Genomic DNA, 14,078 nt, shown 5'->3' with positions numbered 1-14,078 from the left:
GCACCTTATCGGCACCCGCCCACCCTGGTTGTCGAAACCTGTTATCTACCAACGACTACCGGATCACTCGTCGGCCAGCCCCGCACGCACACCTTCCTCGATGCGCTTACCCACCTCGGGGTCGACGTTCTTCCAGTACTCGAACACCCTGCTCAGCACCGGCTCGCGCACACCGTCGAGCACATGCCCGACGACATTGCCCACCAGCCGCGCACGCTGCTCGTCATCGAACACCTCGCGCACCATCGTGCCCGCCTGGGTGAAGTCGCCGTCCTCGGCGTGCTCGATGTATCCGGCGCGCACGATCGTCGGATCGAAGGCCCAGTCGCCACCGTCACCGGCCAGCTCAGGATCCGCGTGCGGTCCGCCCGCCGAGTTCGGCGCGTACACCGGCACATCCGCCGCATTGTAGTGATACCGCATCGCGCCCTCCTTGGAGTAGGAGTTCACCTCCGCGGCCCTCGGTGCGTTCGGCGGCAACTGCGCGTAGTTGGTACCGATGCGGTAGCGATGCGCGTCCGCGTAGGCGAATACCCGTCCGAGCAGCATCTTGTCCGGCGAGAAACCAATGCCGGGAACGAGATTCGACGGTTCGAAGGCACCCTGCTCGATGTCGACGAAGTAGTTCGCCGGATTACGGTTCAAGGTCCACTTGCCGACCTCGATCAGCGGGTAGTCCGTGTGCGACCACACCTTGGTGAGATCGAACGGGTTGAAGCGGTAGCCCTCGGCGTCGGCCACCGGCATCACCTGCACATGCAGTGTCCAGCTGGGGAATTCACCGCGCTCGATCGTGTCGTAGAGGTCCCTGCGGTGGTAATCGGCGTCGGCGCCCGCCAAGCGGTCGGCCTCGTCCTGCGTCAGGTAGTCGATGCCCTGATCGGTCTTGAAGTGGTACTTCACCCAGAAGCGCTCACCAGCGGCGTTGATCCACTGGTAGGTGTGCGAGCCGTAACCGTTCATGTGCCGGTAGGTCTTCGGGATACCGCGATCACCCATCAGCCAGGTGACCTGGTGCGCGGACTCCGGACGCAACGTCCAGAAGTCCCACTGCATGTGGTGGTCGCGAAGCCCGCTGCCGGGCAGGCGCTTCTGCGAACGGATGAAGTCGGGGAACTTGATCGGGTCCTTGATGAAGAACACCGGGGTGTTGTTGCCGACCAGGTCGTAGTTGCCGTCCTCGGTGTAGAACTTCACCGCGAAACCTCGTGGGTCGCGCCACGTGTCGGGGCTGCCCTGCTCACCGGCGACGGTGGAGAAACGCACCAGCGATTCGGTGCGCGCACCCGGCTGGAACAGCTTGGCCTTGGTGTACTTGCTGACGTCGTTGGTCACCACCAATTCGCCGTAGGCGCCCGCGCCCTTGGCGTGCACGATGCGCTCCGGTACGCGTTCGCGGTTGAACTGGGCCAGCTTCTCGATGAGGTAGTGGTCGTGCAGCAGAATCGGTCCCTGCGTTCCCGCGGTGAGCGACTCGTTGTCGCTTTCGACGGGGATGCCGGTATTGGTGGTGGTCGGCTTGGTCATATCGAAGCCTCCTCGGCTGTATACCAACGTCCGGATGGGCTGATCCGGACGGTCAGGATGTTGCGCCGCTACGACGAACGGCAGGTCGGGCACAGACCCCAGAACACGACCTCGGCCTCGTCGACCGCGAATCCACGCGCGTCCTCGGGGGCAAGGCAGGGGGCCGCGCCCACGGCACAGTCGACATCCGCGACCGTGCCGCACTTTCGGCACACCAGGTGGTGGTGGTTGTCATCGGTCCTGGTCTCATACAGCGCGGCCGAGCCGGCGGGCTCGATCCGGCGCAGTATTCCGGCGCTCACACAGGCGCGCAACACGTCGTACACGGCCTGCGTCGACACCGAACCCAAGACTTCCCTGACCGTCGCCGCCACCCGATCGGCATCCGAATGTGGCTGGGCGGCAACCGCTTCCAGCACGGCGATCCGCGGTGCCGTGACTCGAAGCCCAGCCGCCCGCAACCACTCGCGGGGATCGGTTCCGATGGTGCGCATGCCTCCATGGTGCTACTTTTCTGGAATAAGTCAAGAAATAGAACAGATCTAGTTTTAGCGCGCCACCGAGTGGCGCCCTCACATTTGCGGCGTGGAATACCCCGACCCCCGCCCCTGTTGGAACACCTGTCGGCGTCCGGACAGCCCCGGGCCTCACCCCATTTGTCGCTACGAGCGACCACCCGCCGAGAGGCGCTTGTGGGACGTCGGCCCCGAGCCCGCGATGCCCTATGACGTCCGGTGACTCAGCGCCGTCAAGTCTTCGGGACTTGGCGGCGTTTCTTATCGATGATCGCTGGTCGCTATCACCGGGCTTTCTCAACTCCATTGTCCGCCAACGCAGTAACTTCTTCGTATGGTTGAGCTGGTTCTGGGCCCGGTGCTACGACACGTCGACGCGACCTCCGCGAGCGTGTGGGTGGAAACGAGCCAGGCGTGCGAAGTAGACATACTCGGCGTACGAGCACGGACGTTCCGGGTGGGTGAGCAGCACTTCGCACTGGTCGTCATCGAGGGGTTGAAAGCCGACAGCTCCATCCCCTATGCGGTGGCACTCGACGCAAACACGGTGTGGCCGGAACCGGAATCGAGCTTTCCGCCGTGCCGGATCCGCACCCGACCGGTCGAGAAGATCGTGTTCGGATCGTGCCGCGCGGCCAAGGCAACACCCGACTCGAAGGAACCGGACACCGCGGGACCCGACGCACTGGACGCTTACGCGCTGCGCATGCGAGACCTGCCCGAACAGCACTGGCCGGACGCACTGCTGCTACTCGGCGATCAGGTGTACGCCGACGAACCGACCCCGCGAATTCGGGAATGGCTGGCGGCACGACGCGGCGAAGCGGAACCGAAGAACGAAGTGGTGTCCTTCCGCGAATATGCCGAGCTCTATCACGAGACATGGTCGGACCCAGAGATCCGCTGGCTGCTGTCGACGGTGCCTACCTCGATGATCTTCGACGACCACGACGTGCGCGACGACTGGAACACCTCGCGCACCTGGCGCGAACAAATGGCCGAACAGCCGTGGTGGCCAGCCCGTATTCGCGCGGGACTCGCGTCGTACTGGGTGTATCAGCACATCGGCAACCTCGGCCCGAAGGAACTCGCGAACAACGAGCTCTACCGCGCGGTCACCGAAGCCGGCACCGATGTCCAAGAGCTGCTGGAGAACTTCGCCGAACAAGCCGACAAAGAGGTCGACGGCCGCAAACCAACCAGCTGGAGCTTTCGCCGCGATTTCGGGCGCACCAGACTGCTGGTGCTCGACACCCGCAGCGGCCGGATTCTGGACGGTCAACGGCTGATGATCGGCGCCGACGAATTCGACTGGCTCGAGGCGAACGCCGAAGGTGCGGTCGACAATCTGCTCATCGGTTCCTCACTGCCATGGTTGATGCCGCACGCGCTCAGCCACTTTCAGTCGCTCAACGAGCGTGCCGCCGGACTCCCCGGCTGGCGAGGATGGCTCGGTGAGAAAGTGCGCCAGGCCGCCGATCTCGAGCACTGGCCCGCGTTCCGTGCCTCGTTCGAACAGTTGGCCCACCTGATCCATCGCATCGGCACCGCACCCGACGCACCGAACACCATCTGCGTGTTGTCCGGCGACGTGCACCACAGCTACGTCGCCCGCGCCGCCTACCCCTCGCCCACCAAATCCCAAGTGCTGCAATTGGTATGCTCACCCGTCCACAACGATCCACCGAAGATCTTCCGCACGGTGTTCAGCCTGTCCTGGGCGCGCTCGATCGCCGTCCCCCTGCGCCGACTCGCAGACCGACGCGGCATCTCCCCCGACCCGATTCGCTGGCGCAAGGAAAGCGGACCACATTTCGGCAACTCGATCGCGACGCTGGACACATCCGCGGGCACGACCCGCTTCATCTTGGAGACTGCGCGGCGTCCGGGTGAGCTGGTCAAGGTGAGTGAGCTGGGGCTGGCTTCGTCGTAATCCAGCGGGTTTCGCAGCCGAACCTAGCGCACGCCCCACCTGCGACAGTTCGGCCACGCATACACCGCGATCTCACAGCGCCGACACGCGAATCATTGCTTCGCAATCGTTTTCGCAATGCTTGTGATCGAGAAGCCGGACTGTCTTCCAGGTGTTCGCGCACTGAGGCTCACAACCGCGCTGCGCAGCGGCGATCGCACCGACACGGCTCGACGGTGAGCCGTGAATTCGCGATGGTGTGTGATCATCGACAGGCTTTGCGCACCGTAGGTGGGGGTGCCCGTGCTCATGGACCACCTGGGGCGGTTCTCGATTCGTTGATCTTCAACTGCTTCAGCCGATGCGTCCGGTCGGCGCAGTGAGTTCCGAACGCGACGTTGCGCCGTGTCTGTTCCGATGACAAGGAGAAACAGAATGGGTGATCTGAGTAGGAGGCACGCCGCCTTGGTCGGGGCGCTTGCCGTGATCTCCGCGGCGAAAGCGGTTCGTTCTGCGACCGCGAGCGGCGAGGACAGTACCGTCCGGGTCACCAGTAACAACGATCTGACCAAGGCCCCGGTCAACGGTCCTGGCGAAGCACAACGCTTCCGATCAACCTGGGATTACGACGACTTCGGCCCCTATGGCCCCTATGGCTCCTATCCCTACGGCCAATTCGGCGGGCACCCCGATGGCGGGTACGGGCCATACAGCGACGCACGATCCGGACCTGTCGCCGCCGGCTTTTGAGGAGAAAGTGGAGCACTGATGGCAATAGTGGTGGGATCGGACCTGGACCGAATCGGTGGCATCGGTAACCCGAAGACACTGGTAACGCAGGCTGTTTCGTCGGTCGTCTTCGACAGTCCCGAGCGGAAACAGAACCGAGCCGAAGCGACGTCGGCCTCGGCGCTGTGCCGATTCCGCGACGTCCTCGGCGTCGCCGCGGCGGATCGGATGCTGGCACAGATCGCTGTAGCCGGCGCGAAGGAGAGGCCCGGCCTTACCGTGCGCAGCGACTCGAGGACCCCGACCATCACCGCGCTGGCCACTGTTGTCGGTGATCTCACCGATACGGTCTGTGACCTACTGGACGTCGAACCGCCCGCGGGTCCCCGCCTTACTTTCGAGCTGGTGACAGGCGACGACCGAGATCAGCTGAGCACGCACACGCTACCCCGCGATGAGCTGCGCCGAGTCGGTTTCGTCTACTGGCTGCACACGAGGCCACGGCGCTTTTACGGTGGTCAGCTGCGCATTCACGATGTCGGGGTTCGCGATGGGCGGCCTGTGGTGGATGCCGAGTACCGAGATTGCCCCGTCGAACACGACACCATCGTGTTCTTCCCCGCCTCCGCACCGACCACATTGCGACCGGTGACCAGGCCGGCTGATCTGCGACCTGTCAACGCGTCTCCCGGCGATCCCACCGGCTCCCGATTCGCACTGCGGGGATGGATCAGTTGACCAGCCCGACGCGCAGCCGTACCCCGATCCGGGCAGCGCGGCAGGCAGCGATCGGTCGTCCACTACTCACCGTCGGCGTCATCGCCACAGCTGCTCAGCTCAAGCAGACCCTGACGACTCTGAGCACACTGGATTGCGCCGATCACGTCGAGATCGTTGTCGTCACCAGTCCTGAGCACGGTCGATCGTTGCTCGACTCGGCTCGTCCGCGAGTTGGCCATTGTGGCGATCTGCGGTGGCTGCCTACGCAGCCGGGGACTTGCGCGGCCAACACGCTTTTCGACAACGCCAGGGCCGACTGGGTGCTGTGCCTGCGGCCGGGAACTGACCTGAACGACTCTGCGCTCGACCGCTTGGGCGAGTTCATCACCGCACATCCCGACTGCCGGGACCTGCTTCAGGGTCCGATGAGTTGCGGACCGCAAGCGCGGGATGTCACCCAACTGGAGCCGGTCTGGCATCGTGGGATTTTCGGCGTTCCAGGTCGGGATCCGCGTTCGGATCGTCTGTCGGGTGCGCCTTTCGAGATCGGAATGCAGGATCTCGGAGTCTTCGCGTGCCGCAAGGACTGCTGGCCCGGCATCGATCCCCGGCTGGGGATGAGTACCGGTCCGGCGGGGTACCTGCACAAGCTGTTCCGGGCACGGGCCAGACGTACGCTCTGCCTGCCGTTTCTGCGGTGGAGCTACACCCCCGATCATGATCACTCGGCATTCGGCTGGGAAGCAGACCTGCTGTTCACCTATCTGCTGTGCTGGGAACATGCCGGGTATGCCACCGAGCCGATCATCGAGCACTACCTCGAAGGTCGGGGGCCGGAGTGGGTCGATCATCATGTCGCCCACTGGCAGTCGAGCAGGAACAACCCCTTCGACGCCTTCGACGCCCTCGTCTGTATCAACGCCGACCAACAGCCACAGCGCTGGACGCGAATGGCGGCACGCTTCGCCGAGCTAGGGATCGCCGACAGGGTTCAGCGCCTGCCCGCAGTGGCGACGCCGTGGCGTTATCAACTCGGTTGCGCGTTGTCGCACCGGCGGGCAATCGCCATGGCCCAGCGGCGCGGCCTGGACAGCATCCTGGTCTTCGAAGACGACGCGGTGTTCCTGCGCGGCACGAAATGGGTGCTGCGCCGCAGTGTCGAGGAGTTGATGGGGGTGCCCTGGAAGCTGTTCTACCTGGGCGGTTTCTACAATACGCACCCGATCGGCGGCGACGCTCCAGTTTCAGGGGCGAGCTTCCTGCGCCACGCGTCCGGCATGGTCACTACCCACGCAGTGGCCTACCACCGGGAGGTCTTCGAGCAGATTTTGGCCGATCTGCCCGAAGAGCCCGAGGCGATGCATGATTTTCTCGCGCCTTACCACGGCCATATCGACCACTATTACGCCGAGATATTCGATGAGGGCGTCTATCGCTGTACGCCGAGCATCGCCAGCCAAGAAAGCATGGTCCGTCTTGAACATGCCCATCTTCGAGATCAATTCGAGATAGATCTCTGACCGCACCGAGCGGCGAACCGAGCTGTGCGATCAATCGCGATGCTCGGTACAGCACCGGGTTGCGGTCGGCATTCACCCTACGAGACATTGACCTCTACGAGATCCGCCCTGCGGCCGTCAACTGGTTGCCCCCGCGCACCGCCTGTCAGGATGCACTCGCGCCGTTACCTCGAGGCTTGATAATCGGTGAGGATTTCGTCGACGATATGCCGATTGCGTACGTGCAGGCCAGGATCGGTTGGCTGACCGTCGACCAACATCAATAATGCTTTCCACAGCGCCCAGCCGCGAGCGCGTCCCCAGGTGGCGTTATCCAGGTCGATCGTCCGTCGGAAGGCTGCGCGGCTTTCTCCTGACAACGCGGTCCAAGCCAACACCAGATCGCAGGCGGGATCTCCGACGCCGCAGGTTCCGAAATCTATGACAGCGGTCAGCTTTCCATGGTTGATCAGCAGGTTTCCCGGCGCGATGTCGCCGTGGAACCACACCGGGTCGTCCTGCCATTCAGAGGCAAGGGCGTTCTCCCAGACAGCGGTCGCCGCGATGGTGTCGACGCGATCACCGAGAGCGTCCAGGCAGTCACGGGTTTCCTGGTCGTAGTGGCGCAGCGCCGCGCCTCGGTAGAAGCTGTGCGCGCCAGCCAACGGGGCCTCGGTCGTATCGCTGCACTGCAAGGCGCGAATGAACTCTGCGACGGATACGGCGAATTCGACAGCACTGTCGATGACGGCGCGGTCGGCTGCCTCGCCGGGAATCCAACGGCGGACCGACCACGAGAACGGATAGCCGCAACCCGGCTCGCCCTGCGCGAGCACTTCCGGGACCGAAACCGGAAGCACGGGAGCCAGTCTCGGCAACCAACGATCTTCCTTCGAGACGGCGGGCGCATAACCGGCGGCAGTCGGCAGCCGGACGGTCATCTCCTCGCCGAGACGATAGGTGCGGTTGTCCCAACCATCGTTGGCCACAGGCACGACCGGCAGGTGACTCCATCGTGGAAACTGGGACGCGATCAGCCGCGTGACCAAGGCTGCATCGATTCCTGCGCGGCTGTCCGCTGATTCGGTCATCGCGACATGTTCTGCGGTACGAGTGGGCGCGGCAAGTGTTTTTTACGTCGTTGCCTGCCCAAGCGGACCCGCTCCGCGTGCGCGGGGAACACGACCTGGAACACGACCGACCACCGTGCCCCCGCTCCCACTCGACAGGGTCATCACGCAGGTACAGGGAGCACGTCGTGCGCCATCGTCACGACTGATGAGTCGCGCTCTTCCTCCCGGAACAGGTCGCCGGTGCACCCAGGTACGTAGGGTCGGCCGAACAACCGGCAGCCGGTGCGGCTTCCCGCCGGGGAAACCTGATCGTCGAACTTGTTGCTCTGCTTCGATGTTCGTCGCAGAGTGGATGGAAAGCAAGCACTGCGATCGCTCGTCAGCACAGCTTTCGATACGCGAGCTCGGCAGGTACGTATTCGTTCCATTTGTCTTCGGTGAACCAATTCGGGGTTACCGCGCACAGTGATTGTGCGGGGTTGCCGGTGAATCCCACATCCCACAGCGATACCTCGGAGACACGGGTCGCATCGACCAAAGTATCGTCCTCGGGGCCGAACGCGACCGCCCCCACTCGACCTCCGGGGCTGGTGAGTGGTTCGCCGATCGGGCCGTTGCCCTCGACGTCCCACAGCTGGACCGTTCTGTCCGTTGTGCTGGTGGCGAGGGTTTCACCGTCGTGGCTGAACGCCATCACGCCAACGGAAAAGTTTTCGTTGCTGTTGAGCGGTTCGCCGCGCGACCGTTGGTTCTCGACATCCCAGAGCTGGACGGTGCTGTTGAGAGTGCCGGTAGCGAGAGTCTTGCCGTCGGGACTGAACTCCATCGAAAACACGGATCCGCTGTTGTGAATGGGCAGTGGTTTTCCGAGTGCACCGTGGGCCTCGAGATCCCACAACTGGACCGTACTATCTCCGCCGATAGCGAGAACATTTCCGTTGGGGTGGAACGCAATCGACATCACCGTGCCGTTGCGGGCGGTGATCGGATCGCCTCGTGGTTGATCATGTTCCACATCCCACAACTGGACCGTGTCGTCGGCTGTCCCGATGGCGACAGTGTTGCCGTCGGGACTGAATACCACCGGCTGCGGCGACAGAGTCCGGTACGCGGTAGTCGGTGCTCCACGGGGACGGTTGTTCCGCACATCCCACAACCGCAGCACACCCTCCTCGGTCCCGACAGCAAGGGTCCTGCCGTCTGGGCTGAACACCAACGGCCGCGGCGACAAGTCCCGATACGCGGTGATCAGCTCACCACGAGGACGGTTGTGCTCCACATCCCACAACCGCAGCGCACCCTCGCCCGCGCCGACAGCAAGGGTCCTGCTGTCCCGACTCAATGCCGTCTCGCTCGCCTTCGCGTCCTTGGCGATGATCTGCTCGCTACCGGGCCTACGACCGCTGACATCCCACACCCGGACCGAGTTGTCTTCACTGCCGCTGACGAGCGAGTTGCTGTCTGGGCCAAAGGTCATCGTGTCCACCGCACCGCTGTGACCGGTGAGTGGTCTGCCGAGCTGACGGTTGTTTTCCACGTCGAACAACACGATCTCGCTGTCCACCTGGTCGACTCCCGCGCTGGTGGCGATGGCGACGGTCTTGCCATCGGGACTGAACGCCACGGAGTCCACCGGCCGCCCTGCCTTAAGCGGGTCTCGCAACAGCTTGCGTCCCTTGACATCCCACAACCGCGCTTCGTTGTCGCGTCCACTGCTGACCAGCGTTTTTCCATCGGGACCGAAGGCCACCGACCGCACCGACTTGTCACTCCCGACCAGTGGCGTATCGGCCGGTGTGCGGTGCTCGACGTCCCACAGGTGAATCGTGCCGTCGCTGGCACCGGCGGCAAAGGTCGTGCCATCGGGACTGAACGCCATGCCGTTCGTCCCGTCGGTGTTACCGGCGAGCAGTTCGCCGAGGCGCTCGTGGCTTTCGGCATCCCATAAACGAACCGACCCATCGTCGCCGGTAGCGAGGGTCTTGCCATCCTTACTGAGAGCTACCGACCACACCGGTCCGTCGTGGTCGCCGAAAGGCTCGGCGAGCAGGCGGTGTTCTGGCACATCCCACAACTCGACGGTGCCATCGCCCCCGATGGCGAGGGTGCTCCCGTCCGCGCTCAGCGCAAGAGACCACGCCGGTCCATTACGGGCGATGAAGGGTTCGCCAAGCGGTTGGTTGCTGGCCATGTCTCGCAGCTCGACAGGTCCGTCCAGGTCACCCGTCACCAGAGTATTGCCATCCGCGCTGAGCGCGGTCGAAGTCAGTAAACCGTCGTGAGCGATTCTGGCTACCGCAGGATTACCCACAGCGGTCAGCATGCCGTGCCGCGTTTTCGCGCTCGGGTCGATGCGCCCCGCCGCCAAAGCCGACACGCGCGAACCGAACGGGTCCGAGGATGCGAGACGATCCCTGCTGCTCACCAGCTCGCTCGCGACGGCCTGGTTGCGTTGATCAGCCAAATCGACACCGATACGGACCGCGACGAGCGCCGCGGCCGCCAGGGCTACCACCAGGAAGATCAGCACCCCGAGCGCGGCTCGGCGCTGGACGGTGCGCCGACGACTTGCCCGCGTACCAGCGGCAAGGAACTCCGTCTCGGTAACGCCGAGCGGTGGGTATCGTGCCGGATCTGCCGCGACCGCGGCGGCAGTCGTGACGGCGTTGTCCAAGACACTGCCGGAGTACAGATGCGCGGGGTCGCGACCACCCCGCTCCCACTCGGCTGCCGCAACCCGGACGCGCGCACAGACCGCACGATTCTCCTGCGTCTCGGCCAACCAGGTATCGCGCAGCAGCGGCCACTTGGACAGCAGCACTTCGTGACTGATCTCCACGGTTTTCGCACCAACGGTGAGCAGGCGTTCGTCGGTGAAGGCTGCGAGTACCGCGTCGACATCGGCTACGTCGATGCCCTCCCACACCAAAGTGTCGCGGTGTACGCGATCCGCGGTTTCGACGCCGTCCGCGCCGCTGATGACCAACCGAGTGAAGATGCGCCGTGCGAGGTGGCGTCGACGATCATCGAGTGATTCGTAGGCGCGCTGCGCGCTCTCGGCGACCGCTTTCTCCAACCCACCGCTGCGGTCGTAATCGGCGACGGTGAGCGTGTCACCGGCACGCAGCCGCCAGGTTCGGTCCATGGCATACGACAGCAGCGGCAACACCCCGGCAGCCGACGTTATCGACGAATCTTCGGTGCGGCTGTGGGTCTCGCGCAGCAATTGCTGTGCGAGATCATCGTCTACGCGCGCTCCGGCCTGCTTGGCAGGCTCGGTGATCGCCATGCGCAACTGTCGCTCGGTCATCGCGGTCACCAGGTAGCGGTGCTGAACCGCCTCGGTCAACGGTTCGTAATCGGCGCAGCGGTCTCCGAAATCCGCACGGACCACCAGAACGACCAGCACCACCGCGTCGGCGTTACCGGCTGTCGCCGCCGCGTGCAGCGCGGTGATGAAGGCGCGGCGCTGTACCTCGTCCTCGCATTGGGTGAAGATTTGCTCGAACTGATCCACCACAAGCAGTAAGCCGCGCGGGCCGTTGTTCGACGCTGGCACCGTGTGTGCGGCCTGAGCCGCCTGCACCGCGAAACCGGTTGGGTCCGCCCGCAGCTCACGGCGAACCGCCGCCGCATCCGATCCCGATACCCGCGCGAAGGACAACGCTAGTTCGTCGAGTGGGGCGTGGCCGGGAGTTAGGACCAGCCGTGGCCACGAGTGTGCGCTCGGCGCCGCGAGCAAGCCTTGTCCACGAACGCGCGGAAGAACTCCGGCATGCACCAACGAAGACTTTCCCGCTCCGGACACACCGGACACCATCAGGATGTCCGGTTGCTCTACCCGCAGCGAAAGGCGTTGCAGTACTTCATCGATTACGGTGTCGCGGCCGAAAAAGAACGGCGCGTCACGCTCGGAGAACCACCCCAACCCCCGGTAGGGCGACTCGACCTCGCCGCCGACACCCACCAACGGCGCGGGCGCCACACCGTCGGTCCACGTCCCGTGATAGCTGTAGATCACCTGGGTGTTGTGATCGCCGACCTGCACACCCCGCGCCGCGCGGGCGTCCACCGCCCGGCCGTGCTCGTCGCGCTCGTCGTCAGCCGAGTCGGTCGCCACAGCAGACCTCGGTCTCAGCCGAAACTATTGTGTTGGGTGTTGTGATTACCGATCTGGACCCCCTTGGCGTGACTCAGATCTACGCGATTGCGCGCCTGGTCGACTTGGTCAGAAGGCAATCGCGACAACAACGTTTCCGCCGCGGCGCGCAGTTGCTCGGTGTCGCTTGCCCGAAGATGCTGTTCGAGCGTCGTTTCGAGCTCGCCGATATTGCCGCCCGGTGCCAGTTCGTTCGCCTCGACCACCTCGCCGACATTCCCGCCGCCGAGGCGATCACGCAACGCGCCGTACGCATCACGAACGGCGGCTGACGCCGCATCCTTGCCCCCGGCGGCCGCCCCCGCGATCAACGCCGTGCTGATAATGGTCAAAATATCCATTGCTGCCCTCCCACATGAGCTGTGGCACAACGTAACACAGCACCATTCGCGCGCGCTGCGAGTCGCGCGGCGGACTCGACCACGCCGGGCTCGGGATCGTGCCGCACGGGCACACCGGTATCCGGTGCCGCACGATCGGATAACGCGTCCGATTCATCCTGCCCGTTGACCAGGGGAATCGCGGTCTGCGCGCTAACCTTTGCGTATGGGGCGTATTCGTAGGGTTGTGGCTCGGGTGGCTGCGGTATCGCTGGTGGCCGGGGGTGTATTCGGCGTGGGGGTGCAGCAGGCGCAGGCGGAGGCGCCGGGGGTGGAGTGCTCGGTGCAGTCCGGGCGGGAGCCGGAGCGTGCCGCGCCCGAGCAGGTGGGATTGGATGCGCGCAAGCTCGAGGCAGCGTTGGGGTTCGCGGCCGGTCGAAATAGATTGAATGTGCAGGTTTTTCGGCACAATTGTTTGATCGGCGAGGGACCGACCAATGCGCAGACCGATAATGTGGCGTGGAATATCTGGAGCTCCACGAAAAGTGTGGTCTCAGTGCTGGCCGGAATGGCGTGGGATGAGGGGAAACTCGATCTCGACGCGCCCATCGATCGCTATCTGCCACCCGGCCTGGGAGACGCGGAACACCGGTCGATCACCGTGGAGAACCTGCTTACCGAAGCGTCGGGGATGAAAACGGGAGTGCTCACCGAGGGCATCACCGGCGTGATTCCGCTCGACCCGAACAGTGCGGTGCAGGCGCTCGGCGTTCCGTTGATCAACCCGCCCGGCGCCGAATTCAGCTACAGCCAACGCAATGTCGACCTGCTCTCCTATGTGCTGGAACTGGCGGTCGACGAACCCTTGCAGCAGTTCGCGCAGCGCGAGCTGTTCGACCCGCTCGGCATCGAACGCGGCGACTACTACTGGGCGCGTGACCGATCGGGACACACCTACGGATACGCGCACCTGATGATCCCGCCGAAGGACTTCGCCAAGCTCGGACTGCTGGTGAGCAACGACGGGCGGTGGGGCGATCGGCGAATTGTTTCGTCGGAATACTTGCGAAAGGCGCGCACGCCGTCTGCGGCGAACGATTGCTACGGCTATTTGTTCTGGGTGGGTGCCGGTTGCGCGGAAACCGCGGATTTCCTTCCGCCGGATGTCTATTCGATGTCCGGGTTGGGCTTGCAGAACGTGTTCATCATTCCCAGCCTCGACCTCACCGTGGTGTGGACCGGCGTCTTCGGTGACGTCAGCAGCCACGGGCTTTCCGGCATCGTCGCGAATACCAAAGAGCTGCCGCACGAATTCTTCCGCAGGCTGTTCGCCGCGTTCGACGACCAGCCCGTCCCGGACCCCGGTCCGTACGTCGAACCGCCATTGGACCTCGATCCCGGTAGCTACATCGACTCCGGCCTACTGCTCGCGGTCTTCGGGATCGGCCCTGCGGCCTACCCCGGCTGCAACGTCTTCTCCTGCTTGAACGTCCCGCTCGCCGCGCCGTTCGCCGACACCGCACCGGGCTGCGTCATCCTCGTCTGCCTCGGCCCCGACCCGCGCACACCCGGCATTCGCTGAGCACGACCGCACGCGACGAGGCCGCGCTCCGATATTTCCGGA

Annotated in this window: 10 protein-coding genes; 5 read left to right on the top strand and 5 right to left on the bottom strand. The window is 64.3% G+C overall.

Translation table 11 applies throughout. The features are described 5' to 3' along the window. Nucleotides 1–63: 63 nt before the first annotated feature. Nucleotides 64–1,527, bottom strand: coding sequence for a catalase (locus ABEA50_RS07360; protein ID WP_345494290.1), 1,464 nt, complete (start codon nucleotides 1,525–1,527; stop codon nucleotides 64–66). Nucleotides 1,528–1,595: 68 nt separating this feature from the next. After that, nucleotides 1,596–2,021: a Fur family transcriptional regulator gene (locus ABEA50_RS07355; RefSeq protein ID WP_345494289.1), complete on the bottom strand. Its 426-nt coding sequence runs from the start codon at nucleotides 2,019–2,021 to the stop codon at nucleotides 1,596–1,598. A 355-nt stretch (nucleotides 2,022–2,376) separates the two neighbouring features. On the opposite strand from ABEA50_RS07355, the gene ABEA50_RS07350 reads away from it, so the two are divergent. The 4 genes from ABEA50_RS07350 (at nucleotide 2,377) to ABEA50_RS07335 (ending at nucleotide 6,923) form a co-directional block, all read left to right on the top strand. Beyond that, nucleotides 2,377–3,975 carry an alkaline phosphatase D family protein gene (locus ABEA50_RS07350; RefSeq protein WP_345494288.1) on the top strand — a complete coding sequence of 533 codons (1,599 nt, stop codon included), beginning with the start codon at nucleotides 2,377–2,379 and terminating at the stop codon, nucleotides 3,973–3,975. Between the two features lie 414 nt (nucleotides 3,976–4,389). Next, nucleotides 4,390–4,704, top strand: a complete 315-nt coding sequence (locus ABEA50_RS07345) for a hypothetical protein (RefSeq protein WP_345494287.1) — start codon at nucleotides 4,390–4,392, stop codon at nucleotides 4,702–4,704. Between the two features lie 18 nt (nucleotides 4,705–4,722). Beyond that, nucleotides 4,723–5,421, top strand: coding sequence for a 2OG-Fe(II) oxygenase (locus ABEA50_RS07340; protein ID WP_345494286.1), 699 nt, complete (start codon nucleotides 4,723–4,725; stop codon nucleotides 5,419–5,421). Between the two features lie 188 nt (nucleotides 5,422–5,609). Further along, entirely contained in the window at nucleotides 5,610–6,923 is a 1,314-nt protein-coding gene (locus tag ABEA50_RS07335) for a hypothetical protein (protein WP_345494285.1), read from the top strand. 164 nt (nucleotides 6,924–7,087) lie between these two features. Here the strand turns inward: ABEA50_RS07335 and ABEA50_RS07330 are convergent, their stop codons facing one another. From ABEA50_RS07330 to ABEA50_RS07320, 3 genes are all read right to left on the bottom strand, one after another. Beyond that, a complete protein-coding gene (locus tag ABEA50_RS07330) occupies nucleotides 7,088–7,993 on the bottom strand; it encodes an aminoglycoside phosphotransferase family protein (protein ID WP_345494284.1) in 906 nt (301 codons plus the stop codon). Nucleotides 7,994–8,354: 361 nt separating this feature from the next. Beyond that, complete coding sequence (locus ABEA50_RS07325) at nucleotides 8,355–12,095, bottom strand: nSTAND1 domain-containing NTPase (protein ID WP_345494283.1); 3,741 nt, start codon at nucleotides 12,093–12,095, stop codon at nucleotides 8,355–8,357. A 14-nt stretch (nucleotides 12,096–12,109) separates the two neighbouring features. Continuing rightward, the gene (locus tag ABEA50_RS07320) at nucleotides 12,110–12,475 is read right to left on the bottom strand and encodes an RIP homotypic interaction motif-containing protein (RefSeq protein ID WP_345494282.1); all 366 of its coding nucleotides are present in this window, start codon (nucleotides 12,473–12,475) and stop codon (nucleotides 12,110–12,112) included. Nucleotides 12,476–12,680: 205 nt separating this feature from the next. On the opposite strand from ABEA50_RS07320, the gene ABEA50_RS07315 reads away from it, so the two are divergent. After that, nucleotides 12,681–14,036 carry a serine hydrolase domain-containing protein gene (locus tag ABEA50_RS07315; RefSeq protein ID WP_345494281.1) on the top strand — a complete coding sequence of 452 codons (1,356 nt, stop codon included), beginning with the start codon at nucleotides 12,681–12,683 and terminating at the stop codon, nucleotides 14,034–14,036. Nucleotides 14,037–14,078 lie beyond the last annotated feature (42 nt).

The sequence above is a fragment of the Nocardia callitridis genome, from assembly GCF_039543305.1.
Lineage (GTDB): Bacteria > Actinomycetota > Actinomycetes > Mycobacteriales > Mycobacteriaceae > Nocardia > Nocardia callitridis.
Note: the sequence above shows the minus strand (reverse complement) of the source record. Positions and strands in the feature narration are given on the sequence as shown.

What these genes read in the sequence shown, in the direction of transcription:
- ABEA50_RS07350 (WP_345494288.1), top strand. Translation starts at nt 2,377, where the DNA reads ATGGTTGAGCTGGTTCTGGGCCCGGTGCTACGACACGTCGACGCGACC.
- ABEA50_RS07315 (WP_345494281.1), top strand. Translation starts at nt 12,681, where the DNA reads ATGGGGCGTATTCGTAGGGTTGTGGCTCGGGTGGCTGCGGTATCGCTG.
- ABEA50_RS07330 (WP_345494284.1), bottom strand. Translation starts at nt 7,993, where the DNA reads ATGACCGAATCAGCGGACAGCCGCGCAGGAATCGATGCAGCCTTGGTC.
- ABEA50_RS07320 (WP_345494282.1), bottom strand. Translation starts at nt 12,475, where the DNA reads ATGGATATTTTGACCATTATCAGCACGGCGTTGATCGCGGGGGCGGCC.
- ABEA50_RS07360 (WP_345494290.1), bottom strand. Translation starts at nt 1,527, where the DNA reads ATGACCAAGCCGACCACCACCAATACCGGCATCCCCGTCGAAAGCGAC.
- ABEA50_RS07340 (WP_345494286.1), top strand. Translation starts at nt 4,723, where the DNA reads ATGGCAATAGTGGTGGGATCGGACCTGGACCGAATCGGTGGCATCGGT.
- ABEA50_RS07345 (WP_345494287.1), top strand. Translation starts at nt 4,390, where the DNA reads ATGGGTGATCTGAGTAGGAGGCACGCCGCCTTGGTCGGGGCGCTTGCC.
- ABEA50_RS07355 (WP_345494289.1), bottom strand. Translation starts at nt 2,021, where the DNA reads ATGCGCACCATCGGAACCGATCCCCGCGAGTGGTTGCGGGCGGCTGGG.